Consider the following 23657-nt stretch of genomic DNA (forward strand, 5'->3'; position numbering starts at 1 on the left):
CTTATTATTTATACGACCAACTAATTTATTGAACGGATTGCGGAAAAATGATGCCTGTGGTTGGGTTCACCTCCTAGTTTTTGAGCAAGGCTTGCAGATCGGCCGAGTCGATGACTTCGGCGTATTTCTGGCCCATGTCGAACAGGTTCGCTTCATGCGGCGCCAGTGCCCGGTCGCCCACGCAATCGCGCAGAACGAAGGGACGGAAATTGTGGCTGGCGGCATCGACCACGCTGGCGCGCACACAGCCCGAGGTCGTACAGCCCGCGATCACCAGCGTGTCAGCATCTTCCTTTCGCAGCCAGGCCGCCAGATCCGTGTCGAAAAAGGCCGAGGCCTGTTTCTTGCGAATGACACACTCACCAGGGAGGGGTGCGAGCGCGTCGACAACCTGGCTGCTGTGGGCGCTCTCAAAGAGCGTTTGGAGACCGGGGATCTTGGTGGCGAAAACACCGATATCCGATCCCGTTTCGGTGTAGACGATACGCGTATGCGCGATGGGCAGGTCCCGGTCGCGGAAGGCTCGCAGGACTGGTCGGGTGGCCGCGATGGCATCGCCGATGTTACCGCCGCCCAGTTGATCGGGATCGTTGAACCCGTTCACAAAGTCGATCAGCAGCAGCGCGGGCTTACGCCCGAACGCGATGCCGCCCCCTAACCCCTGCCGGGCATAGACCAATTGGGCGTCCGCGTTGCTCATGCCCCGGCCTTTCCGACAAAATCACGGGTCAGGCGCAGGAAAGTGCCAAGATCATCCCACGGGATCATATGGCCCGCATCCTTGACCACCTGCACATCAATCGCAGGTTTGTCCGCTTTGAACTCAGCAATGTCCTCGGGCTGGATCACACCACCCTTGCCTGCCGCCATCAGCATCACGTGATCCGGCAATTTCGGAACATCGGGGAAGATGTCATCGCGGTGGAAACCCTGATACGCCTCGACAATCGCGGGTTTATAGCAGGTGTGCAGCCATTGCGCCCGCAAGGCTCGCTGTTCCTCGGTCCAGTTCGGACAATAGATTCTCATGTCGTCGGCGGTCATTCCGTGAAGCGCCTCATGGATGCTGTCCACATACCAGGCGATCCCCATCGGGTACTTCCGTCGCCCTGGCCCTGCCACCGGCGGATCGGCCAGGATGATCGACCGCGCATCCAAGTCAAAGCCAGTCTGCGCCCGCATCGCGATCCGCGCACCCATCGAGTGGCCTAGCACGATACAGCCTTCAATGCCGACTGCGTCGATGAACGGGCGCACGTCACCGGCCATCGCGCCCAGCGAATAGTCCAGCTCTGGCCCCGTATCCGACAGCCCGCGCCCCCGGATGTCCAGCACGTAGACATCCATGGTTTCGGCCAGTTCTTCAGCAATGAAACCCCAGGTTACCGCCGGGCTGGTAATACCCGGCAGGATCAACAGTTTAGGTCCCTTCCCGCCGTAGCGCAGATAGTGCTGGCGGATACCGTTGGCCTGAACCTGAGCGCCAAAAAGCAACCTGGACATCAATACGCTCCCGACAACAGCGCACCCGCGCCCGGAACTTTTCGCTGCAGCCCCAGTTCCTTGAGCATGTGATACGTCGTTGCAACGGCCGCGGTCACGACAGGCTTGCCGGTCTCGGCCTCGACCTGTGATACAGCAGGCAGCGAAGGCATCTGAACGCAGGCCGACAGAACCACCGCATCGGCGTCTTCGATATTCATCCTTGCAACAATCCCGGGCAGATTGGCGGGGTCGTGGCGCGCCACATCCAGATTGTCCGGGATTTCCAGCGCGACGTAGTCGACGACTTCGATCCCTTCCTTGCGGATGTAATCAACGACCAGTTCCGTGAGTGGCTTCATGTAAGGGGTCACAACGGCGACCTTTTTGGCGCCAATCGCTTTGATCCCTTCGACCAGCGCCCCGGCGCTGGTCACCATCGGAATGTCTGCCCCAACTTCCTGCGTCCGTTCGCGCAGGCGCTTTTCGCTTTCGCGGTGATAGCCAGGCCCCATCGCCATAATGGCCACCAGACAGGCATAGCCCAGCACATCGACCCGCGCGTCCGCCAGTTCAACGGCGCAACGATCGGATTGCGCGTCCATATCGGCCAGTTCTTCTTTCGTTACCTTGCGCATCCGCATCCGCGACGAATGGTAGGTGAACCGTTCGGGTAGGATGCTCTCCCGCGCGCGCAGCATGGCGGGGATCTCGGTCTCCATCGTGGTGTTCGAGCTGGGGACGATCTGGCCGATGCGATAGTTCTGTTGAGTCACTTTGATCTCCGTAAAAAAGGCCTAGTCGCGGCTTTTATCGAGCGCGATGGCAAGGATGATGACCAGACCGAGGATGATCTGTTGCAGATAGCCGCTGATCTGGAGGAAATTCAGGCCGTTTGACAAAACGGTAATAAACAGAGCACCGGTGATGGCGTGGAATACACCGCCACGCCCGCCTGACAGGCTGACGCCACCCATGACCGCCGCCGCGATGGCCTGCAGCAGCAGGTTGCCGCCCAAGTTGGGCTCACCCGTACCGGTGCGCGCCGTCAGCATCAGCGCTCCGATGGCAACCAATGCACCGGACAGCACAAAGGCGATAGCGAAGTATTTGCGCCGGGGCAGACCAGCCACCTCAACGGCGCGGGGGTTGCAGCCCATCAGATAGAGCGTGCGGCCAAAGACAGTGTTGGACAGGACCACATGCACGGCGATGGCGACACAGGCGGTCCAAAGAATAGGTGCAGGGATACCCGCAAAGGTGCCACTGTAGAAAAAGGTGGTGAACGCCTCGGGCACATTGAACACGGGCCGACCGCCCGAAATTGTCGCCGACAGGCCATAGCAGATGTTCATCGCGCCCAGCGTGACGATGAAGGACCGGATGCCCAGCACCGAGGCGAAGAAGCCATTAAACAGCCCCACAGCCGTGCCGCAGGCCAGACCGGTCAGCAGACCAAGCACAACAACAGCATATCCCGGCAACCCGGCTGCAAAGCTGCTGGTCAGTGCAAGCGCCGTCGCGACAGAGGTGAAGCTGACCGCGTTGCCCAAAGACAGGTCAAAGCCACGCGGCACCAAAACCACAGTCTGTGCCAGAGCAAAAACGATCAGATAGGTCGACTGGCTGGAGATGTTGACCAGATTTCGGGCGCTGGCGATGCGCGGTTCGAACATGGCAAACAGGCCGAACATGGCGAGGATCAGCAGCGGAAAGGTCAGCAGCTTGACCGTTGCGACAAACTCTCGGGAGCGGGGGCTGGTGGCAGTGGTCATGTCAGACGCTCCTTGTCTTGCGGATGTCGTTGGCGGCCACCAGGATCACGATCAGACCCAGGATCACGGCCTGCAGCTGGCTTTGAATGCGCAGCAGCTCCATCGCGTTGGTCAGCAGTTGCAGGAACAGCGCGGCCAGGCAGACGTTTTCAATCTTGCCGACACCGCCCTGCAGACTAACGCCGCCGATGATCGCCACGGCGATGGACTGGAACGTCAGGACGCCACCGATGGACCCCTGCCCCGACCCGATCTGCGCAGTCAGCAGGATCGACGCCAACGCGGCCGTCAAGCCCGAGATCACGTAGGCCATGACCAGATAGCGGTTGGCCGATAGGCCTGAAAACACGGCGGATTTAAAGTTTCCGCCAACCGCGTAGATGTACTTGCCCACGGTTGTCAGATTCTGGATCACCCAGAACAGCAGAGCCAGACCGGCACCGATGTAGAAGGCTGATGGCAACCCGCCCCAGATCGCCCGTCCGAACTCGGACGAGAACCCGCGTGGCATGCCATAGACCGGGATGCCGTTGGTTAGGTACAACGCCAGACCCACCACGATGGACGACGTCCCCAGCGTCACCATAAAGCTGTGTACCTTGAGGTAGGCAACACACAGCCCGTTCACCAACCCCACGGCCGCCCCTGCAGCAAATCCCGCGCCGACACCGTAAAGGATGGTCAGGCTGGTGGCCGTTCCCTCAGGCACATTCGCCATCACCATGGCGGTCACGACCGACACCATCGCCATCGTCGCGCCCACCGACAGATCGAACCCGCGCACGATGATCACGAACATCTGCCCGGCAGAGATAATCGCCAGGATAGAAGCGGACCGCAGCAGGTTCGCAAGGTTTTGCGCCGCCAGAAACCGCGGCTCGACCAGCGACAGGATCAGCATCAGTCCGAGGATCACGGCGATCAGGATACCGGTTGTCTCAGTCAGATGGTGCCGCCAGTCCAGACGCACGGGCGGCGTTTCATGGGTGATACGGGTCATTGTTTGTCTCTGTTCGCGCGTCATGTCCGGCCTCAGGCCGCGTCGGTGTGATCGGTGAAGAAATGCGAAAGGATGCGGTCCTCAGTGATCTCATCGCCTTCCAGATGGGCCACGACGCGCGCGTTGTGCATCACGTAGACCCGGTGCGAGAGACCAAGAATTTCGGGCAACTCGGAACTGACCAGAACCACCGCCGCGCCTTCGGCCACCAATTCCCCCAGCAGGGCATAGATTTCGGCCTTGGCACCGACGTCGATACCTACGGTCGGCTCGTCAAACAGGAACACCTGCGTGCCCCGTGTCATTCCGCGCGCCAGCACCACTTTTTGCCGGTTGCCGCCGGACAAAGATCCCACAGCCGCAAACAGGCGCATGGGCCGCAATTGCAGGCGCTCCATGATCTCTTGCACCCGCGACTTCTCGCTTCCTTTCCGCAGGAACCCTCGGATCGAAAACGCGTTTTCCGGCAGTGCCGCCATTGATGCGTTTTCAAGAATGGGTCGCGTGGCCGCGAGCCCTTCGGCCCCTCGGTCAGCGGGAAAATAGCAGATGCCATGTTCCAACGATTGTGCGGCTGTCGGATGGGCGTAAGTATCTCCGTCGAACTGCACCTCGCCCCGATCAATGGGCTCCAGCCCAAATGCAGCGCGTACAAGTTCGGATTTGCCGCATCCGACCAGCCCGGCGATGCCAACAATCTCACCTGCCCGCACTTGGAATGACGCGTCGCGCACACGGTCCCGGACCGTATGCAGATCACGCGCTTCCAACATCACATTGCCGGGGTTGTGGGGAATGCGCGGGTACAGAACCCCCGCCTTGCGTCCGGTCATCAGTTCGACCATCTCATCGTCGGTGACGTCCTGTGCATGCACAGTCGAAATCAATGCCCCGTCCCGCAGAACCGTGACGCGATCAGCTAGATCCCGAATTTCACGCATCCTATGCGAGATATAGATGATGCCGACACCCTGCGCCCGCAGCTCGCGCACGAACTCGAAAAGTCGGGCGCTTTCGGCTTCGGTCAATGAGGCCGTCGGCTCGTCCAGAATGAGAATGCGAGGATCGGTGACCAGAGCCTTGGCTATCTCAACCATCTGCTGTTGCGCTCGTGGCAGGGCAGACACCCGCGCGTTTGGAGCGATACCAAACCCAAGGCGTGCCAGAATCCGCATCGCGGCGCGACGCATCTCTTTCTTTCGCAAAAAACCATGGGTCGTTTCTTCACGCCCCAGGTACAGATTTTCCTCGACCGTCATGTCGGGGATCAACGAAAATTCCTGAAACACCGGGCTGATGCCCTGCTCTCTCGCATCCTGCGGTGAGCTGAACCGAAACGGCTGACCATAAAGTGAGATGGCCCCTTCGGACGGGGTCAGAACGCCGGAGATCACATTGATCAATGTAGATTTCCCTGCCCCGTTCTCCCCGAACAGCACATGCACTTCTCCCTCTTTGAGGTCGAAATTCACATTACTAAGGGCCAAAACCCCGGGAAATCGCTTGGTTATTCCGGTCAGTCGCAACAGCTCATTCTGGCTGGCGTCAGACGCTTGCTTTGAGCGTGTCATTCTCTTCTCCCTGTCCGGATCACGGGGACGATTCCTGCGTCTGTCCCCGCGACCCGCATTCAGCCGGTCGCCGCGTCGATGTTCAGTTCAACGCAACCGTGCGACCGTTTTCGACAACCACCTTGTTATCGAGGTAAACCGAGCAATTTCGCATCGGGATATCGATGTGGCACGCGGTGTTGCGTGCGCCACCGGCTTCGGTATTCGGGCCCATCGAGAACAGGAAATTGCCATCAAAGGCACGGGCGTCCATGCCGATATGCGCCTCTTTGTCCAGCATGTGCATGGTCGACCAACGGGCGCGCTTTTGCAGGCCCCAGCCGATATGCGACACGGCATACGCCTCTGGATCATTGAAAGTTTCCATGTAGTCGTTCAGCAAATCGGCATCGAGACCGCCGGTAATGTTGGTGACGTAGCCGTTCTTGACGGTCATCTCGATCGGTTCAGCCAGGTAGGATTTCTGAGGCAGCAGGATGTCGCCACGATCCAGCACTACGGTGCCATTGCTTTCGCCCTCATTCGGCCAGGTGGCCAGAAAACCCGACGGCCAGTGATCCCAGCGCCCCGGTTTATCCACATAGCCATATTCCTCGAGCATCGGATATTGCCCCAGGTCAAAGATGATGTTGGTGCCTGCTTTTGAGGTCACCCGCATCTGCCGGGCGGCCTGCAACAGCTTGGAGGACTCCAGGACCATTGCACGGTCCTCTTCCGTTGGCACCAGGCGCGTCAGAATCTCGGGTGGTTCCACCGCCAAAAGGATCGAGGTGCCGCTTTCGAGGATCTCATGTTGCTCGGGCGAGAACAAAAGGGTCATCAGGTCCAGCACCAGATCGCTTTCCTTGAGACAGGCCAGCGCAGACTTATTTCCGGTCAAAGGCGTCTTGCCCACATAAGCCAGACTGTCCCGGCTGAGCGACCGCTCGGCATTCATCGGCGGCAATTCGAGCGTATTCACCATTGCGCCCAAACCGTGTGCGGCGTTCAGCGCGCACCGCTGATTTTGCGGATTTGTCTCATAAGATGTCAGGATGGTGATGTTGTGCCCGGGCTTCACATTGCTCAGCTCCAGCACCTGTTTCCACGCTTGTGTCAGTTCAGAATCTCTGACGGCCACTGCCCTCACTCCTTTAATTAATTAGTCACTTGATTAATATCAAGGACAAATGGTTTTGCAACGATTCTTTGACAGTTTTTTCAGAAACCTTTTGGGATTCCGGGCGCAGTTTGGCACGAGAAAAATCACCCCGCGCCGTCCGGGCTCAGGGGTATAAACACTATTTATTAGAAACTTAGCGAAAGGGCGTTAGGATCGCGGAGCTGCCAGCCCACCTTCGAGAAACGCGACAAGGCGGGTGACGACCTCATCGGGATCTTCTGCGTGCAACTTGCCGTCGGATAAGTCGCCCAGGCGATCAACGCCGCTGAGCATAAAAAGATAGGTGCCGATCAGGAAAGTCATCCGCCAGATCACTTCGTCATAGCTGAGATGCGGCAACACCTTGGCCAGAGCCGCGATGTACTTCTTGGTCACCTCGTCATAGGTTTCCGAACGCAGCTTGAACGCGACCTCTTCGGGTTCGTTATGCAGACGTGCCTGGATGCGGACAAACTTCTCGCCCTGCTCGCCGCTCGACAGCATGTCGAACTGCGGTTTGAGATATGCAGCCACGACTTCGCGCACCGTATAGCTGTCTGGTTTATCGGCCAGCAATTTTGCCAGCAGCGCATCACGTTCATCCACCATTTCCTGCGCACGGCGCGAAAACACGGCCTCATACAGCCCGCGCTTGGACTTGAAGTAGTAGGTGATCAGCGCCTGATTCACGCCCGCCTTTTCCGCCACTTCGCGCATTGAGGTCGCGTTGAACCCGCCATCGGCAAAATACCCTTCGGCGGCATCCAGGATCACATCACGGGTGTCGGTCTTACCGGTCGGTCGGCCAATTCGGCGCTTTGGGGCTGCAGTGGTCATAAATACTCTCAATTATTGTTTTGGGTCAGAAACTGAGTGACCACGGTATGGGCCTGTGGATCTTCCAGAAACGGGTAGTGACCGACATCCTTTAAGCGATGAATGCGCACGTTTGGCAAGAGCGAGGCCCAGCGATCCGCCTGCCCAAATGGCACAACACGGTCCTGATCGCCCCACAACAGCAACGTGTTGTTCGCGATCCGCGGCAATTTGCGCTCCATGCCGACCTCCCACATGCGTTCCCATCCAAGCTGCGCGAACGAGCTGTTGTCGCGGTAAAGTCCCGCCAGGAAATCCGGGTCCGCAGGATCTGCTGGCGCATAAGGTGCAAAAGCGTTCAGGTCATGGGCCAGATAGGGCAGTACGTCCTCTGGCTGAACTGCGAACAGGTCAGTGCCGGGATGATCTTCGTCCCGCAATCCGGCCGGGGCGACCAAAACCAGTTTCTTGATCCGGTCCGAATGCTGTGCCGCAAAACAGGACGCGATCCATCCTCCCATGGAAAAACCCACCAGATTGAACGTCTCAAGCCCGAGCGCGTTCACAAAGGCCAGATGATGATCCACGAAATCCTGCGCAGAGGTGAATTGAGGCGCGTCATCGGAGCCTCCCCAACCCGGGTGAAAAGGAAGGATCAGCCGGAAATGATCGGGCCACGGGCGAGCGAAATCCCACCCCCCAATCAGGCCAGCCCCATGAAAGAACACCAATGGGTCCCCGCGTCCCGCAGTCAGATACTGCACGGTCACACCATCGATTTCGATCTCATGCGTTTCAAAAAACGGGGTATCAAGCGCCATATCGAACGCTCCTTACACAAACGCCGGAGTGGCGGATTTCAGGGCCGGTAATATCTGTGCGACCGCCCGGATATTGGCACACGCCATGTCATGCGGCATTGATCCCACATGCGGATGAATGACAAGCGCCGTGGGTCTGCGCACCTCAATCAGGGTGCGCAGGGCACCAGTTACGTCGTCGGCATTTCCTGTAAACATCAACGGGTCGCGCGCGAGTTTGGTCAATGTTGCCCGATATTGCTGCGCTGTCAGATACCCCGGAGGGATCTGATAATTCGGTGTTGTGGCGCCCACGGCACGCGCCTGCTCCAGATGCGGCGTCAAAACATCCGCATCCCCGACAAACACGTTTACGTGGACCATACTACCTTTGCGTTCCGGATCATCCGCATCCGGCAAATAGTCCAACCCATGCATCTCAGCCGCCTTGCGGGTTTCCGGGCAACCCGGCCCGGATACAAAGCAAGGCAACCCGTCGGACGCCTTCGGCCACGGATTCAGGTGGCGCTGCATGAAGTATTCCCCTTCGAACCGGCGGGGCCCTGCTTCGCGCAGGGATTGCAGGAACAGCGCCGCCGCTTCGGCAAATTGCAACCGCGCCCGTCCGGGGCGTGCGGTCATTGCCCAGAAAGCCGCCCCCGATCCAAATGTGATGCCTGCTTCGGCGCGGCCACCGGAAATCATGTCGAGCATCGCAACGCGCTGAGCTGCGTCGACAGGATCAAGTAACCCCAATGCGATTTCACCCACCGCAATGCCGATGCGCGATGTACGCGCCGCAGCCAAAGCCGCCACGGCAAAAGGATCGCTTAGCATCGATACTGCACCACCCGCGCTGCGCGGCAGATACACTGCGTCAAACCCTTCAGCCTCGGCCAGCGCAAGCTGCTCCAGATACTGGCTCAACGCGTGAGCCCCAGACCCGTCATCAAGGGAATTGGGAATTAGAAACGGGGCCAGGCTATCCGCAGGGGCGCTGATCTGAAACGGCATCTCGTGGGCGCAATAAAAACGGAGCATCCAGTCCTCTTGTCAAAGGTCCAATATGTTATCAGGCAGAAAAGGCGGGGACGTCAAACGCCCCCGGCCCCGAGTTTACCCCCGCAGGGTCAGATCGTGGTCGCGCACCGGCAGTCGCCGGATGCGCGGGCCGCCCGCATTCCAGACCGCATCCACCAGCGCGCCGATGACAACGGGCACGGCGCCCTCACCGATCCCGGCCGGAACTTTTTCCTCGGACGGCATGATGTGAACATCCATTTGCGGTGCTTCACCCAGTCGAAGGATGTCGTAGCTGTCAAAGTTGCTCTGCTCGACCTTGCCATCGGCAATGGTGATCTTGCCATTGATCGCGTTCGACAGGCCAAACATGATGCCCGACTGAATTTGCGCTTCGATGATCTGAGGGTTGACCGCCAGCCCGCAATCCACAGACGCCGTCACGCGCTCGAGCTTCACATCGCCGTCTTCAAGCCGCAAATCAACGGCAATCCCGATGCACGAGGAATGGAAACCGGGCACATAACTCATGTCATAGACTGCGACGCCGCGGCCCCGTCCCTTGCCCTGCTCTTGAGCCGGACCAGCTTTGGATAGCACGTGGTCATAGACACGCTGGAAACGCTTGATCCGGGCGATCGCATCGTCCTTGTCGGCACGATCTTCCGCGACTGCGTCCGTTCGAAGATGTTTGAGGTGGAAATCAACCGTTTCCATCCCGGCGGCAGCAGCCAGTTCACTCATGAACCCGTGGTTCATCCAGGCGTTCTGCGTGTGCCCCACTCCACGCATCCATGCGAAAGGCAGCGGAGTGTCCTCGACCGAGGAATACTGCACGTTGATGTTTGCGAAAGGGAACACCGTCCGCGTCATACCATAAGGCTGCAGCACCGACCGGCCCTGCGCCGAATGCGATTTCCATGCGGTCACGTTGCCGTCCGCATCCACCCCTCCCTTGAAGCGGGCGGTCATGATGGGCGAGTAATAGGACCGTGCCAGGCATTCCTCGCGCGAGGCGATCAGTTTGATCGGCGTGCCCTTCATCTGTTTGGCGACCTGCACCGCCTGACTGACATAGTCATTGTGCAGACGGCGGCCAAAACCACCCCCGGCCAGCGTCATGTGGAACTTGGCCCGGATTGTCGTGATGCCTGCGGCATATGCTGCAATCCGCAACGCTTCATCGCCGTACTGGGTCGGTGCCCAGGCCTCAACATTGATGCCATCTACCAAGGCTGTGGCGTTCATGACCTCCATCGGCGCGTGTTCGAGATAGGGATAATGGTATTCGGCCTCGACGGTTTGCGCCGCATCCTGCAAAGCGGTCTCGACATCGCCTTCGTTGCGAACGACCATACCGCCCGCATCCAGCGCTGCGCCCAGATCTGCCTCTATGCTATCGGTCGACGTGGCCCGATGCCGACCTTCGTGCCAGGTGATCGGCAAGGCATTGAGTGCCTGTTGCGCTTCCCACCAGGTGTCGGCCACAACTGCCACCGCATCGTCCATTTCCCAGTCAATGATATCCCAGAGGGTTGGAGGCACGGTGTATCCCGTTGGGCCCGCCTTGATCGCAACCGCCTTGATGACACCCGGCATATCCTTGATCGCATCGAAGTCGAACGAAATCAGCTTGCCGCCATAAACCGGAGACTGCTTCACTGCGGCGTATTTCATCCCCTCCATCTGCAGGTCCATGCCGTAAACCGCCTGGCCCGTAGATTTCGAGAACGCGTCAACACGATCCAGCGGTTTTCCGATCACCTTCCACTGCGAGGGATCCTTGACCGAAACACCCTGCGGTACGCTCAACGCCGCCGCATCGGCAGCAACCTCGGCAAATGACACCGAGGCCGATCCGTCGCCGATCGCGTGGCCTTCAACCGACAGCGATCCCGCGTCAACGCCCAGTCTGGTCGCGGCGGCCTGAACCAGCATTGCACGGATTTGCGCCCCGGCGGTCCGCATCGGCATGAACAGCATCTCCATCCCGAAACTCGCCAGAGTGGCGGTATGGACATAGACGTTGTCCCGGGCCTGATTGGTCGCTGGATCGTAATATTCCCAATCGGTTTGGACCGGATCCAGATCCAGCTCCTCCATCACATATTGCGCCAACGCAGTGGTGCACCCCTGCCCCATTTCGACCTGCGGGATACGAACGGCCACCCGGTTGTCCGGCTTGATCACCACCCACGAATGTAATTCGACCGGTTCGGCGGCAGCATGGGCGGGGGCTGGGATGGTCAGGTTGAAGGCAACAGCCCCCGCCGTTCCGATCGCAGCACTCAGGAACCCGCGGCGGGAAAGGACAATTTTATCATGTTTGGTCATGGCTTACCCCTTCTGCATCTCGGCGGCGGCCTGATGAATTGCGGCGCGGACGCGGGAATAGGACCCGCAGCGGCAAATATTGACGATTTCGTCGTTGATTTCTTCGTCCGTTGGGTTGGGGTTCTTTTCCAGCAAGGCGACAGCGGCCATTACCATACCCGACTGGCAAAACCCGCACTGCGGTACGTTCCCAGAAACCCAGGCCCGCTGTACCGGATGCGACCCGTCTTCCCCCAGACCTTCGATGGTTGTGATCTCACTTGCACCAACATCGCCGATCTCAATCTGGCAGGAGGGCATCGCCTCGCCATCGATATGAACGGTACAGGCACGGCATTGGGCGATTCCGCATCCATACTTGGTACCGGTCAGTCCCAACTTATCGCGCAACGCCCATAGCAGCGGCATATCCGGGCTGGCGTCGACCTCAATTTCCTGGCCATTCACCGTTAGCTTGGTCACGTGAGTTCCTCCTTGCTGTTTCGCGCACCCGTAATCCGGGCGTCTCGAATCATTATTTAATTAAACGTATAGTGAATTTTTTTCTTGTCAAATGTTCTCAACCGATCGGGTGCCGCCATTATCCGGGCTAGCGAAAGTCCGAAGAGGCTGCGATGTCGATGAACGCCTTCACCAGTCGCAGCCGCGCGCGGTCTTTTGGCGCGACCACTGCGGTTTCGTGCGTCTCCGACAATTCAGAAACTGGCACTTCTACCAATCCTCGGGAAATCAGTCCGCTATTGCCAAGAAAAATAGCGATGCCTGCGCCCTGAAGCACCGCTTCGCACATCAGCGGAAAAGTCGTCATCTTTATGGACCGCTGGAACGTGACGCCGTGTTTGACCTGGGCATCACGCACTACCCGCTCGGTCAGGGATCCGCTTTCCGGAAGGATAATGGTTTCCTGTGCCAGATCCTTGAAGTGCAGGATATCCCGATCTGCCAGGGGCGAAGATGGCGGAACATAGGCGACGTAATGCGCCTTTTGCACCGGTACTCGCTCCCAATCGTCGGTCTTTGGCGGATCCGTGATCAACCCAACATCGGCTCGCCTTTCCAGCAATAACCTTGTCGCCGTGGACCAGGCATAAAGGGCAAATTCGATCTGTACATCCGGATACGTTTGCCCAAACAAGCTGATCGCCCTCAGAGCGGGAAGCGGCGCATTGGCGATAACCTTGATATGGCCCCGTTCCATGGCTTCAAACCCGTCAAGCCTCTCTCGGATTTCAGAGTCCAGCGCGACCAGACGATCAGCAAGGTCATAGAACTCCTGCCCGGTCCGGGTGAGGGAAATACCATCCCGGCTGCGTATCAACAGTTGTGAGCCGACCTGTTTCTCCAGTTTGCCGACGTGCTGCGTGACCGCGGATTGTGTCACGCCCAACCGCACGGCCGCCGCCGAAAAGCTGCCTTCTCGGACCACATAGGCGAACGCGACAAATTGATGATGGTTGGCACGCATGTTCGACCTCCGTTTCGAGCGTGGCCATACCCCTCATAAGTTTCACTAATATGACGTCACAAAAGTGAAGGCTCCGATGCTTAGACCGACCCCGTCAGATGGAGGAATCAGATGGCAGAGCTGAGCATCAAGAACGTAACCAAACGCTTTGGCGAGACTGAGGTGCTCAAGGGTGTGTCCCTGGATATTGCCGATGGCGAATTTGTCTCTCTGGTGGGACCGTCGGGTTGCGGCAAGTCGACACTTCTCCGGATCATCGCCGGGCTGGAAGAACAAAATTCAGGCGACATCCGGATTGGGGGCACGTCAGTCGCGGGCCAGAGAGCCGCAGATCGCAACCTGTCGATGGTGTTTCAATCCTATGCGCTTTATCCGCATCTGAGCGTGGGCGAAAACATCGCGGTCCCACTCAGGATGCGCCGCATGAGCGGCTTGCAGCGCCTGCCGCTGTTGGGCGGCCTCATGCCCGGCGCCCGCGCCATGGCCCGCGCAATAGGCCATGATGTTCATCGTGCTGCCGAGATGCTTGAAATCAGGCACTTGCTGGATCGCAAGCCCGGGCAGCTTTCCGGTGGTCAGCGTCAACGCGTGGCTTTGGGGCGGGCGCTGGTCAGGGAACCCGCGGCATTTCTTCTGGACGAGCCACTGTCCAATCTTGATGCAAAACTACGGGTTCAAACCCGGGCCGAGATTGCGCAGCTACACCGCCGTCTTGAGACAACATTCGTTTATGTCACCCATGATCAGGTCGAGGCGATGACGATGTCCGACCGCATCGCCGTCATGATGGGTGGGCGCATCCTTCAATGTGCGGCACCAGATGTGATCTACGAAGATCCAGACCGGATCGAAGTCGCAGAATTCATTGGCTCTCCGAAAATCAACATCCTTCCGCTTGAGGTCGGGGATGATGGACGGTTGAGCCTGCTGGATCACGCCCTGAACCTTGCCGTTATCGACGGGACCAGAGGCGTGGCCTCGCTTGGCCTGAGACCAGAAACGCTTCGGCTGACACGCGGCAAAAGTCCCCTTCGCGGTCGGGTGGTGCACAGCGAAAACCTGGGGGCTGAGATATTCGTTCAGATCGAAGTGGCTGGACTTGCAGAGCGCGTCACGCTGCGGGCCGGGCCTGAAAAACGCAATACCCTCGCTCTGGGGACATCTGTCGCGCTGGATTTCGACATCGACAAGGCGCTGGTTTTTGACGCGGATGGTGCGCGACTGCGCAAACTTCGCCATGTGACCCGCGCAACCGCCGAGGTGGCCTGACATGTCAGCCATCGAACCAACCATGATTGACCAGACCACAGGCCCAACGGCGGGTCACGCAACCAAAGAACGCCGTGCTGCATGGGTTTTGACCGCACCTGCCCTGATCCTGATGGTCGTCATCCTGCTGGGACCGGTCATCATTGCCGGGGTGCTGTCCTTTACCAACTACTCGCTTGGAAACAGCAGTTTCGACTGGGTCGGAACGCAGAACTACGAAAAGCTATTTACGCGTTCGACTTATGAAAAGATGTTTGTCGCCACATTGACCTACGTGGTGACCGTGGTACCGATTTCCGTCGGTCTGGGGCTTGGTGCCGCGCTGTTGATCAACTCGCTGGGCCGGTTCCGCGAGATCTACAAGACGATCTACTTCCTGCCCGTCATGGCGACGCTTCTGGCGATGGCGATTGCGTGGGAGTTCATGCTCCACCCGTCGATCGGAATGGTCAACCGAACGCTGGAAATGGGGTGCGGGACGTTCCTGGAGCAAATCTGGTCATTCATGTCTCAGGGCTGTGCCGATCGCTTTCCGGTCTGGCTGGGCGACAAGCGCTACGCGATCTGGGTGATCTGCTTTATCGGCATCTGGCAGGGCTTTGGCTTTAACATGGTGCTTTACCTGGCCGGTCTGACCAGCGTTCATCGGGAATTGTACCACGCCGCCGAGATGGACGGGGCAAGGTCCGCGTGGGAGAGGTTTCGGCTTGTGACATGGCCCGCGCTTGGGCCGACGACGGTCTTTGTCGTCACCATAACCTGCATCCGCGCCTTTCAGGTCTTTGACACAATCGAAGCCTTTTGGCCGCAGGGCGGAGGGCCGAACAAATCCACCTACGTGATGATGTTCGCCATTTTTGAGAAAGGTGTGCAGCAAAACCTGATCGGCATCGGATCTGCCATCACCATGCTGTTTCTTCTCTTCGTCATGTTTCTAACCCTGATCCAACGCTGGCTGGTTGAACGAAAGGTTCATTACAAATGACCCGTGACTGGTGGAAACATCTGATCCTGATCATCGGTGTGATCATCGTCATCGCGCCGTTCTACATGATGGTCAGCTATTCATTCAAATCCCCGGGAGAGATTGACCGGGGCGAAGGCGGCTTTTTCGGGCAGCAGGAACTGATGGTCGCGCCGCGTTGTGTCGCGTTGCGAACCCCCGGCCGGGACGACATCGCCGCCGCCTCATCCCGCTTTGCCGGCGCGTCTGACGCAGAGATCCGCGACGCGCTGGTGGCCGAGGCCGAGGCGGACTGTTCAATCCGCCCGGTTGTCTTCAACTACACCCAAGCCTTCACCGAAGCACCGCTGCTGCGTTACCTGCTGAACGGGGTGATCGTGACGGCATCGATCTTTCTGATCCAGGTCGTGGTTGCCCTTCCCGCTGCTTATGCCCTGGCCAAGCTCAGGTTCTGGGGCCGTGATGCGGTCTTCGGCCTGGTTCTGTTCTGCCTGCTGATCCCGGTTCATGCCATCGCGCTGCCTCTTTACATCATGCTGGCCAAGCTGGGGCTGACCAATACCTACGCTGCCCTTGTGGTTCCCTGGACCGTTTCGGTCTTTGGCATTTTCCTGATGCGCCAGTTCTTTCTGACGGTACCCGACGACCTGATCGACGCGGCCCGAATGGACGGGATGGGCGAGTTTGCCATCGTGTGGCGCGTCATGCTTCCAACGGCGATCCCGGCGCTGCTGGCTTTTGCGATTTTTTCAGTGGTGGCCCATTGGAACGACTACTTTTGGCCGCGCATCGTTGTGACCGGAAATCGCGACCTGTTCACACCGCCGCTTGGCCTGCGTGAGTTCAAAGGAGACGGAGACGGGTCATTCTTCGGTCCGATGATGGCCACTGCGACCGTCATCGTCACCCCTCTGATCGTCGCTTTCCTTCTGGCGCAAAAACGCTTCATCGAAGGGATCACCTTGAACGGAATGAAATGAGCTTTGGGTGCGGGTCACCCCGCCCCCCCGATATCCCGTCCGGGATCAACGCGGAGCGTGCATCGCCAAACACTTACGCTCCACTTCAGGAACAAGAGGAAGATTTCCATGAAAACCACCCTGACTGCAATGGCTTTGGCGCTGTCCGCCACCGCTGTTATGGCCGAAGACACCGTCACCATCGAGTTCGCCTATCCCTATAGCCATCTGTTTGACGTCACCTATGAGGCGATGATGCCTGCCTTCAAAGAGGCGCATCCGAACATCGACGTGAAATTCCGCGCCACCTACGAGTCGTATGAGGACGGCACCAACACAATCCTGCGCGAAGCTGTCTCGGGGAACCTGCCCGACGTCACCATGCAGGGGCTGAATCGCCAGCAAATCCTTGTGGACAAGGGCATTGCTCATTCCCTTGAACCTTTCATCGCAGAAGAAGCTGATTTTGCTACGGACGGCTATCACGACGCCATGCTGTCTCTGTCGACCTTCGGTGGTGATGTGCATGGCCTGCCATTCTCGGTGTCGCTGCCGGTGGGTTACTACAATATGGACATCCTGAAGGCGGGTGGCATCGAAACACTGCCCACCACCTGGGACGAAGTGATCAGCGCTTGCGAAGCTATGAAGGCCAATGGCATCGACAACCCGATCTTCTGGGGTTGGAACATCACGGGCAACTGGCTCATGCAGGCCCTGATGTGGTCGCAGGACAAGGCGATTGTCGAGAATGGCCGCGTGACTTTGGACAGCCCCGAAGCTCTGGCCGCGCTGGAGCAGATGCAGGAAATCTTCACCAAGTGCGACATGCAGAACCTGGATTGGAAGGCGGCGCTGGCATCCTTCTCGGCCGGTGAGATCGGCATGATGTTCTGGTCAACCTCGGCCCTGGGTGCCGTCGAACGTTCGCAGGGAGAATTCGAATTGGTCACCGGCCCGTTCCCCGGCATGGGCGAAAAGCCGATGGGCCTGCCTGCAGGTGGCAACGCTGCGCTTTTGACCTCGACATCGGACGACCCGAAGGTGCAGGAAGCCGCCTGGACCTGGTTGAAGTTCATCACCAGTGGTGAAGGCGCTGCCGAGGTAGCCAAGACCACTGGCTATATGCCCCCGAACAAGGCAGCGAACGAGGTGATCCTGGCCGACTTCTACGATCAGAACCCCAACAAGCAGACCGCCGTGGACCAGCTGCCCCTGCTCCGCGACTGGCTGGCTTATCCGGGCGATAACGGTCTGGCGATTACCCAGGTGATCTATGACGGAATCGAACGCATCGTGACCGGTGATGCCACCGACATGAAAGCGCTGCAGGAAGAGCTGGCCGAAGAAGTCTCCGACCTGCTGCCCAACGGCTGATCCCTCACGGCCGGTCGCGAACTTCGGGACGCGACCGGTACATTTCTAGGCAAAAAAATGAAAATCATCCATATTTCAGACATACACCTGACCATCCCCGGCGAACCGATGGGCGGGTTGGACCCTCATGCGCGGTTCGCCCGCGCCCTGGCCGATGTTACAACCAACCACCCCGACGGCACGCGTATCGTCATCACCGGTGATCTGGCGCATTGGGGGGAATATGCGGCGTATGAGGCACTGCAGCGGGCCATCGCCGACCTGCCGATCCCTGTGCGGCTGATAATTGGTAATCACGACGACCGCCCCACCTTCAGGTCTGTGTTCGCAAGTCAACCCGTGGACGCCAACGGCTTTGTCAATCATGCCGAGACGGTCAATGGCGTGCGATTCCTCTATCTCGACAGCGTGGGTGAACGGACCCATGCGGGGCATTTCTGCGCTGCCCGCCGTACCTGGCTGCAGAGCGAGCTTGAGTCCTGCGACCGCGCGCGGATCTTTCTGCATCACAATCCGATGCAGCTGGGGCTGCCCGCCGAGGACAAAATCGCGCTGGTCGAAGAAGACCGCGGCCCGTTCCGCGACCTTATCGAGGAATACGCCGCCAAGATCGACTATATCCATTTCGGCCATGTACACGCACCGATCCACGGGCGCTACGCCGGGGTGCAGTTCGCCTCGGCCCCCTCAACAGGAAATCAGTCGATACCGGATTTGGGCGAAACTGAACTGCTGAAAGGCGCACCACTACATCCGGCCTACTTCGTGCTGCTGATCGACGGGGACGACACGATCATTCACCAGATCCCATTCGCCTGGGACGGTCCTGTCCTGACTGCCGGCACAGAGTGGGAGGATTGGGCCAAGCCGGTTGAGGCGGCGGAATAAGACGCATCAATTTGATCCGAACCCAAGTGATCTGCTCGTTAGTGCCAATTGCAGCGCTCGACGGCGTAATTTACCCAAACATCACTGCTGCGGCATCGAATTAACATCTGGGTATTGCCAAGTCTTTCGCTAATTTTACCCGCGCCATGCCAAGATCATGAAAACTCCCAACCAAAATGCCTCATCAGAAAGGTTTCCGATATCCCCACGAGATCATTGCATACGCGGTTTCACTTTTCACGGGAACAAAGCGCATCGTTGGTCGGCTTGCAGCTTTGCTGATCGCTTCCGCATCGGCCATATCGTTCTTCTGAAGTTTGACGAAGGGTTTCACCTAGGCCGGATCGATCAGCATGACTTCGTGACCCAAACGACCGATCTCGCGCCCCAATAATGCGCACTGGCACAGGCTTCCATCGCCACCACGCAACGCGGTAATCTGGCAAAGAACTCGAGGACCTGGGCTCTGCGCAGTTTCTTCCGAAGAACAGCGCCACCGGTCTGATCCGCTCTGTGCACCTGGGAATGTTCTTCGCCAAATCCAGGCCAACCAGGTTAATCTCTTCCATAGACGCCTCCATTCAGGTTGTTCGCTAACCCACAAGGACACATCGAGGTCAACAGGGGCGTCTGCACCTTCAAAACCGCTTGGCGATACTGCCTGCCTCTGCCCGAAACAGCTCGCTGCTTTTACCTGATCAAGAGCTTTCAGGCACGCGAACCCAGACTTCAACTCGACGATTACTGGCCCGACCTTCATCGGTGTCATTGCAGTCGAGCGGCATCTGTTCACCGAAGCTCAGTGCTTGAATATTAAACCTGCTCAGTCCATCAGCGGCAAATTCATTTGCAAGAACCTCTCGCACAGCCTCGGCGCGTTGTTGCGCAAGCCGTGTATTTTGTCCCGCGTCGCCCACGCTATCGGCAAAGCCGACAAGCAGAAGTTCCAGCCCGTCAAATTCGCTGTTGCGCAACCGGTTGGCCAGGTCGCGGATATTCAGCACCGACTCCGCATCCAGGTTACTGGAGGCATTGTCAAAGCGGAACGTGATCGACAGACGGTCCGCACGGCGCAGCTCTCGCATCATCGACGAAAACTCATCTCCGCTGAAATCCGGTTCCACGGCAGCGGCGTGGATGAGTGCAACGCCCATGTCCTGAATCTTCATGCGCTGAAGCCGGGCGCTGGCGAATCCTGTATCCTCAAGCACGGATTGCGCGGCATCTGTCTGTGTCCATTGAAGGAAGTCACCGGCAACCGGGTGCAGATTCTCTTCTGCGGCATAAGCAAGGACTGGGCGCGACAATGGATAGTTGTCGATTTTCAGATCGAAATTGGATGGTGCAGACATAAGCCCACAGGCTTTGCGAATGGACATCATGTCGGCCCCGCCACGCTGTACCTGCACGCGGTCGAGGAGACCAAGCGCGGTGCGATCTGCGCGGACGGAGTTGATCAAATCCTGTGCACTGGGATGAAACACTGTATCTGCGGCCATAGGGCCATCGGGGCTGCCAGAGGTCTTCAGATAAAAGAGCGCGGGTTTATCCCCTTCCAGCAAGTGCAGTGTAACTGGCGAATTGCCCCCACCCAGGTTTTCCCAGGAGCGCAGATCACCGGATAAAATGGCCGCGATTTCTTCAATGCTCAGATCGCGGACTGGGTTTTTGTCACCGGCAATCAGAACGCGACTGTCCAGTGCAAGCAAAAACTCCCGCTCTGTACCCGCAGCCGTGTTGATCTGTCGGTCTGTGATCATGATGTCCGGAGCGAAGACGGCATCGGCCGCGCTGGAAGGCTGCATGTCTATCTCGGCAACCACGGAACCATCCTCACCGCTCAGAAGAGTGACAACAGAACGACCTCGGGATCGCTCCTCGATCTGATAACGAAGCCCACGCTCGCCCGCATATTCGCTCAGCAATGCGGGCATCATCAAGTCAACAGCGTTGGTCCCGCCAAGCACAGCGATCTTCGGATCATAAAGGTTCAGATCCGGGCAGGCGGCGCCAACGCAGTCTACCCGGTCTGTGGAAAGTTGAAAGCTGCCGAGCGGGGTCTCAATGACATAGTAACTGTCGCTGTAATCAACCAGCTCCCCCATAACCTCAGTGTCATCGCTCCGGGAGACCAACGTCACTCGTGTGTCGACAACCTCTTTTTCAGGCTCCACTTCCGCGATAGTGCCGTCAGCTCCGGGACAGCCCGCTCCGGCACATTTAAGCATCGCAGCATAGAGCGTCAGTATTCCCAACTCTGTCTGGAGAACATAGGTGGCACCATCATACTCCAGAATTACGCCACGGACGCTTGTGCCTCCATCATGAGTGGTCAGTTCGACTTCGTTTGCCGTTTGCGCGTTTGCCTCAAGTGCAAAAGCAGATGCGAACATGCTGGCGGCCACAAACAGTTGTCTGGAATTGTGTGCCAGAAATGATTTTGAAATCCGGGAAGCATGAGACATCTGATTTCACTCCAATTTCACCTGGTGGATGCGCCGAAGAATCGGGGCCGGGGATAGGGTTGCACCCGCCGCAGCCTCCCGATGGATGCCTTCAGCTCGAAGAGGATTGCGTTGTGTAAAGGGCAACGGCCTCATTCATGCGCTGCAGCAGCGGTTCACTGTCGCGTGCAAGAACGGACAAATCGCGATCCGACAGCACTTCACCGTTAACCGCGCGTTCCAGCAGGCTTTTCACCGGATTCCACAGTTCTTCGACTTCGCGCAGTTTTCGGGCGATTTCCGGTGTTGGCGGTGCAATGACGCCAATATCCTCAAAACCGTCCTGCAGCGCCGACAGCGAGGTATCAAAAAGTTCAACCGTATCCGCCAAACGCGCCGCCTGCTCAGACGGATCTTCCACCGCCTGCATCAGACAGGCTTCTTTTACAGCCTTTTGGGTCAGCATGCGCTGGCGCCCGGCGATATCAACAGTGATGGCCAGGTTCAGAGAAACCGACGCGGTTTCAGAGGCATAGGCTCGTGCCATTTTGTAGACAGCGATATTCATGAACTTCAGCACCCGCAGGCTTGCGCTGTCGAGTTCATCCAACTCTGCATTGGCAATGGTGGCGTTGTCGATGCCGGTTTCAATGATCGCCTTGTAAGCGGCCCAATGTGAATCAATCGCCCCAAGCGCCCCGATGACCGTGTCATTGCTTTCAGCCTCCAGACCCAGATCGGAGTCCCCGTTGCGCAATCCCTGGTCCGATTGCAAAAAAAGATCATAGGCCTGAGTCATTTGGTCAAATGACGTGGTGAAACCCACATCCCGCGCCATCAGGCAGGCGGCTTTGGTTATGCGTTGGGTTAGCATTCGCTGACGGCCGGCAATGTTCACGCGATGTGTGACCTGATCCACATTTGCGCTGTCCTGTGCAATTGTAGTCTGGGGGGCAACTGATGCACAGACCAAGAAGGTTGCGGTCAGAACCATTCTGATCATTTTTATTTCCTTTTGTACTGAGAGTTGACTGTCTCAGGTCGTTTTGTGGGGATCACCTGTACATAATGACGGCTTCGTTCATCGTGCGCAGAAGCGGTTCAGTTTTCCTCGCAAGAGCTGCGAGATCCCGGTCCGTCAGTTGTTCTTTGGCAACCGCGCGATCGAGAAGCTCTTTCACCGGCATCCAAAGATCGGATACTTCTCTTAGCTTTCGGGAAAGCTCTGGGTTGGATGGGGGAATAACGCCTGCTGAAGGAAAGCCTTCCAGAAGGGCCACAAGTGAGTGGTCAAACAGGTCCACTGTCTCCGCCAGCCGTGCGACCTGAACCTTGGGGTCAGTTGCGACACGCATCAGGCAGGCTTCTTTCACCGCCTTTTGTGTCAGCATACGCTGACGACCGGCGACATTGATTGTCATCGCAAGGCCCAGCGGAACGTTCGGGGTTGCGGAAGCATATGCCTGCGCGGTGGCGTAAACCGCTGAATTCATAAACTCGAGCACATTGAGGCTTGCGTTATCGAGAACTTCGAGGTCCGCACTTTCGATTGCTGCGTTTTCGATCCCGACGTCAACGATGTTCCGATAGACTGTCCAATGTGGGTCAATTTCTTCCAGCGCGGCAAGAACAGCGCTGAATTCTTCCGGGGCCAGCCCGAACTCCGGGTCCCCGCTACGCAAAGCGCTATCTGAGCGAATGAACAAGCTGTGTGCCTGGGTCAGCTGGTCATAAGCTGTGGTTGCGCTGATGTCCTGAGCCATCAGGCAGGCCGCCTTTGCCATTCGCTGCGACAACATCCGCTGTCGTCCCGCGATGTTAATTCGGTTCGCAGCCTGTTCCGCAGAATCTGGCGACACTGTCGGGGATTGCGCAAACAAACCTGTCGGAGCAACCACCACCAAAGCGATCGCAAGCACATTTCTTAACATCATAAGGCCTTTGGATTTACCGGTTAGGGTCTCGACTCAACCCATCATCTTGTGACGAGCGTGGTTTCTGGATTGAGCGAATAATACAGCCCTAGGATGATTCACCTTGACCTAGATCATTAAATGGTAGTGAACGCATTAATAGGGTTACCTTTTTATCCTTGGTCAGTTCCGCTGCATAGTTTTGGACGTGCTGCTCTGATATCCAGCCTTCTGCCACTTGGGCACAGAGTTTTCCGTATTTTCTCAACATGACGGGCTGGCATCGTCATTTGAGTTTGCCAACATTGCCGGTGACCTGAGCCCCAAGTTTCCTCCAACCTTCGGAGAGTCCTTGGGTTCGGTTTGATGGCCTTACGCGGCCAGTTTGTCCATGTTCATTTTCTCTGCAAATTCCATTGGCGTTAGGTTGCCCAACGCC

At 58.0% G+C, this 23657-nt stretch carries 21 protein-coding genes and 1 pseudogene; 5 read left to right on the forward strand and 17 right to left on the reverse strand.

Annotated elements, in window-relative coordinates; translation table 11 throughout:
- Positions 1-73 precede the first annotated feature (73 nt).
- The 13 genes from MHN28_RS22605 to MHN28_RS22665 form a co-directional block, all read right to left on the reverse strand.
- On the reverse strand, positions 74-700 hold the full coding sequence (locus MHN28_RS22605) for an isochorismatase family protein (protein ID WP_239345063.1): 627 nt from the start codon (positions 698-700) through the stop codon (positions 74-76).
- Positions 697-1503 carry an alpha/beta fold hydrolase gene (locus MHN28_RS22610; RefSeq protein ID WP_239345064.1) on the reverse strand — a complete coding sequence of 269 codons (807 nt, stop codon included), beginning with the start codon at positions 1501-1503 and terminating at the stop codon, positions 697-699. Before MHN28_RS22610 ends, MHN28_RS22605 begins: the two co-directional genes overlap by 4 nt.
- Positions 1503-2258, reverse strand: a complete 756-nt coding sequence (locus MHN28_RS22615) for an Asp/Glu racemase (RefSeq protein ID WP_370645793.1) — start codon at positions 2256-2258, stop codon at positions 1503-1505. The genes MHN28_RS22610 and MHN28_RS22615 overlap by 1 nt, the downstream gene beginning before the upstream one ends.
- 21 nt (positions 2259-2279) lie before the next feature.
- Complete coding sequence (locus MHN28_RS22620) at positions 2280-3257, reverse strand: ABC transporter permease (RefSeq protein ID WP_239345066.1); 978 nt, start codon at positions 3255-3257, stop codon at positions 2280-2282.
- A 1-nt stretch (position 3258) separates the two neighbouring features.
- Positions 3259-4257: an ABC transporter permease gene (locus MHN28_RS22625; protein WP_239345068.1), complete on the reverse strand. Its 999-nt coding sequence runs from the start codon at positions 4255-4257 to the stop codon at positions 3259-3261.
- A gap of 32 nt (positions 4258-4289) precedes the next feature.
- Positions 4290-5828: a sugar ABC transporter ATP-binding protein gene (locus MHN28_RS22630; protein ID WP_239345069.1), complete on the reverse strand. Its 1539-nt coding sequence runs from the start codon at positions 5826-5828 to the stop codon at positions 4290-4292.
- An 82-nt stretch (positions 5829-5910) separates the two neighbouring features.
- On the reverse strand, positions 5911-6948 hold the full coding sequence (locus MHN28_RS22635) for a 2,5-dihydroxypyridine 5,6-dioxygenase (RefSeq protein ID WP_239345071.1): 1038 nt from the start codon (positions 6946-6948) through the stop codon (positions 5911-5913).
- Positions 6949-7137: 189 nt separating this feature from the next.
- Positions 7138-7806, reverse strand: a complete 669-nt coding sequence (locus MHN28_RS22640) for a TetR/AcrR family transcriptional regulator (RefSeq protein ID WP_239345073.1) — start codon at positions 7804-7806, stop codon at positions 7138-7140.
- Positions 7807-7814: 8 nt separating this feature from the next.
- Complete coding sequence (locus MHN28_RS22645) at positions 7815-8606, reverse strand: alpha/beta fold hydrolase (RefSeq protein WP_239345075.1); 792 nt, start codon at positions 8604-8606, stop codon at positions 7815-7817.
- A gap of 12 nt (positions 8607-8618) precedes the next feature.
- On the reverse strand, positions 8619-9626 hold the full coding sequence (locus MHN28_RS22650; RefSeq protein WP_239345077.1) for an LLM class flavin-dependent oxidoreductase: 1008 nt from the start codon (positions 9624-9626) through the stop codon (positions 8619-8621).
- 75 nt (positions 9627-9701) lie between these two features.
- Positions 9702-11939, reverse strand: coding sequence for a xanthine dehydrogenase family protein molybdopterin-binding subunit (locus MHN28_RS22655; protein ID WP_239345079.1), 2238 nt, complete (start codon positions 11937-11939; stop codon positions 9702-9704).
- 3 nt (positions 11940-11942) lie between these two features.
- On the reverse strand, positions 11943-12401 hold the full coding sequence (locus MHN28_RS22660; RefSeq protein WP_239345081.1) for a (2Fe-2S)-binding protein: 459 nt from the start codon (positions 12399-12401) through the stop codon (positions 11943-11945).
- A gap of 127 nt (positions 12402-12528) precedes the next feature.
- Positions 12529-13404, reverse strand: coding sequence for a LysR family transcriptional regulator (locus MHN28_RS22665; RefSeq protein WP_239345082.1), 876 nt, complete (start codon positions 13402-13404; stop codon positions 12529-12531).
- Positions 13405-13515: 111 nt separating this feature from the next.
- Between MHN28_RS22665 and MHN28_RS22670 the strand changes: the two genes are divergently transcribed.
- From MHN28_RS22670 to MHN28_RS22690, 5 genes are all read left to right on the forward strand, one after another.
- Positions 13516-14673, forward strand: coding sequence for an ABC transporter ATP-binding protein (locus MHN28_RS22670; RefSeq protein ID WP_239345084.1), 1158 nt, complete (start codon positions 13516-13518; stop codon positions 14671-14673).
- A 22-nt stretch (positions 14674-14695) separates the two neighbouring features.
- The gene (locus MHN28_RS22675) at positions 14696-15658 is read left to right on the forward strand and encodes a carbohydrate ABC transporter permease (protein WP_239345101.1); all 963 of its coding nucleotides are present in this window, start codon (positions 14696-14698) and stop codon (positions 15656-15658) included.
- Positions 15655-16617, forward strand: a complete 963-nt coding sequence (locus MHN28_RS22680; protein ID WP_239345085.1) for a carbohydrate ABC transporter permease — start codon at positions 15655-15657, stop codon at positions 16615-16617. Before MHN28_RS22675 ends, MHN28_RS22680 begins: the two co-directional genes overlap by 4 nt.
- Positions 16618-16725: 108 nt before the next feature.
- Positions 16726-17973, forward strand: a complete 1248-nt coding sequence (locus tag MHN28_RS22685; RefSeq protein ID WP_239345087.1) for an ABC transporter substrate-binding protein — start codon at positions 16726-16728, stop codon at positions 17971-17973.
- Positions 17974-18030: 57 nt separating this feature from the next.
- Entirely contained in the window at positions 18031-18861 is an 831-nt protein-coding gene (locus MHN28_RS22690) for a metallophosphoesterase (RefSeq protein WP_239345089.1), read from the forward strand.
- A 217-nt stretch (positions 18862-19078) separates the two neighbouring features.
- On the opposite strand, the pseudogene MHN28_RS22695 reads toward MHN28_RS22690, so the two are convergent.
- From MHN28_RS22695 to MHN28_RS22710, 4 genes and pseudogenes are all read right to left on the reverse strand, one after another.
- Positions 19079-19430 (reverse strand): annotated as a pseudogene (locus tag MHN28_RS22695) (IS110 family transposase); the annotation flags it as partial.
- Between the two features lie 129 nt (positions 19431-19559).
- Positions 19560-21326: a phosphate ABC transporter substrate-binding/OmpA family protein gene (locus MHN28_RS22700; protein ID WP_239345091.1), complete on the reverse strand. Its 1767-nt coding sequence runs from the start codon at positions 21324-21326 to the stop codon at positions 19560-19562.
- Positions 21327-21417: 91 nt separating this feature from the next.
- Positions 21418-22308, reverse strand: coding sequence for a type IV pili methyl-accepting chemotaxis transducer N-terminal domain-containing protein (locus tag MHN28_RS22705; RefSeq protein ID WP_239345093.1), 891 nt, complete (start codon positions 22306-22308; stop codon positions 21418-21420).
- A 52-nt stretch (positions 22309-22360) separates the two neighbouring features.
- Entirely contained in the window at positions 22361-23239 is an 879-nt protein-coding gene (locus tag MHN28_RS22710; protein WP_370645794.1) for a type IV pili methyl-accepting chemotaxis transducer N-terminal domain-containing protein, read from the reverse strand.
- Positions 23240-23657 lie beyond the last annotated feature (418 nt).

The organism is Ruegeria sp. Ofav3-42, assembly GCF_022347725.1.
GTDB lineage: Bacteria > Pseudomonadota > Alphaproteobacteria > Rhodobacterales > Rhodobacteraceae > Ruegeria.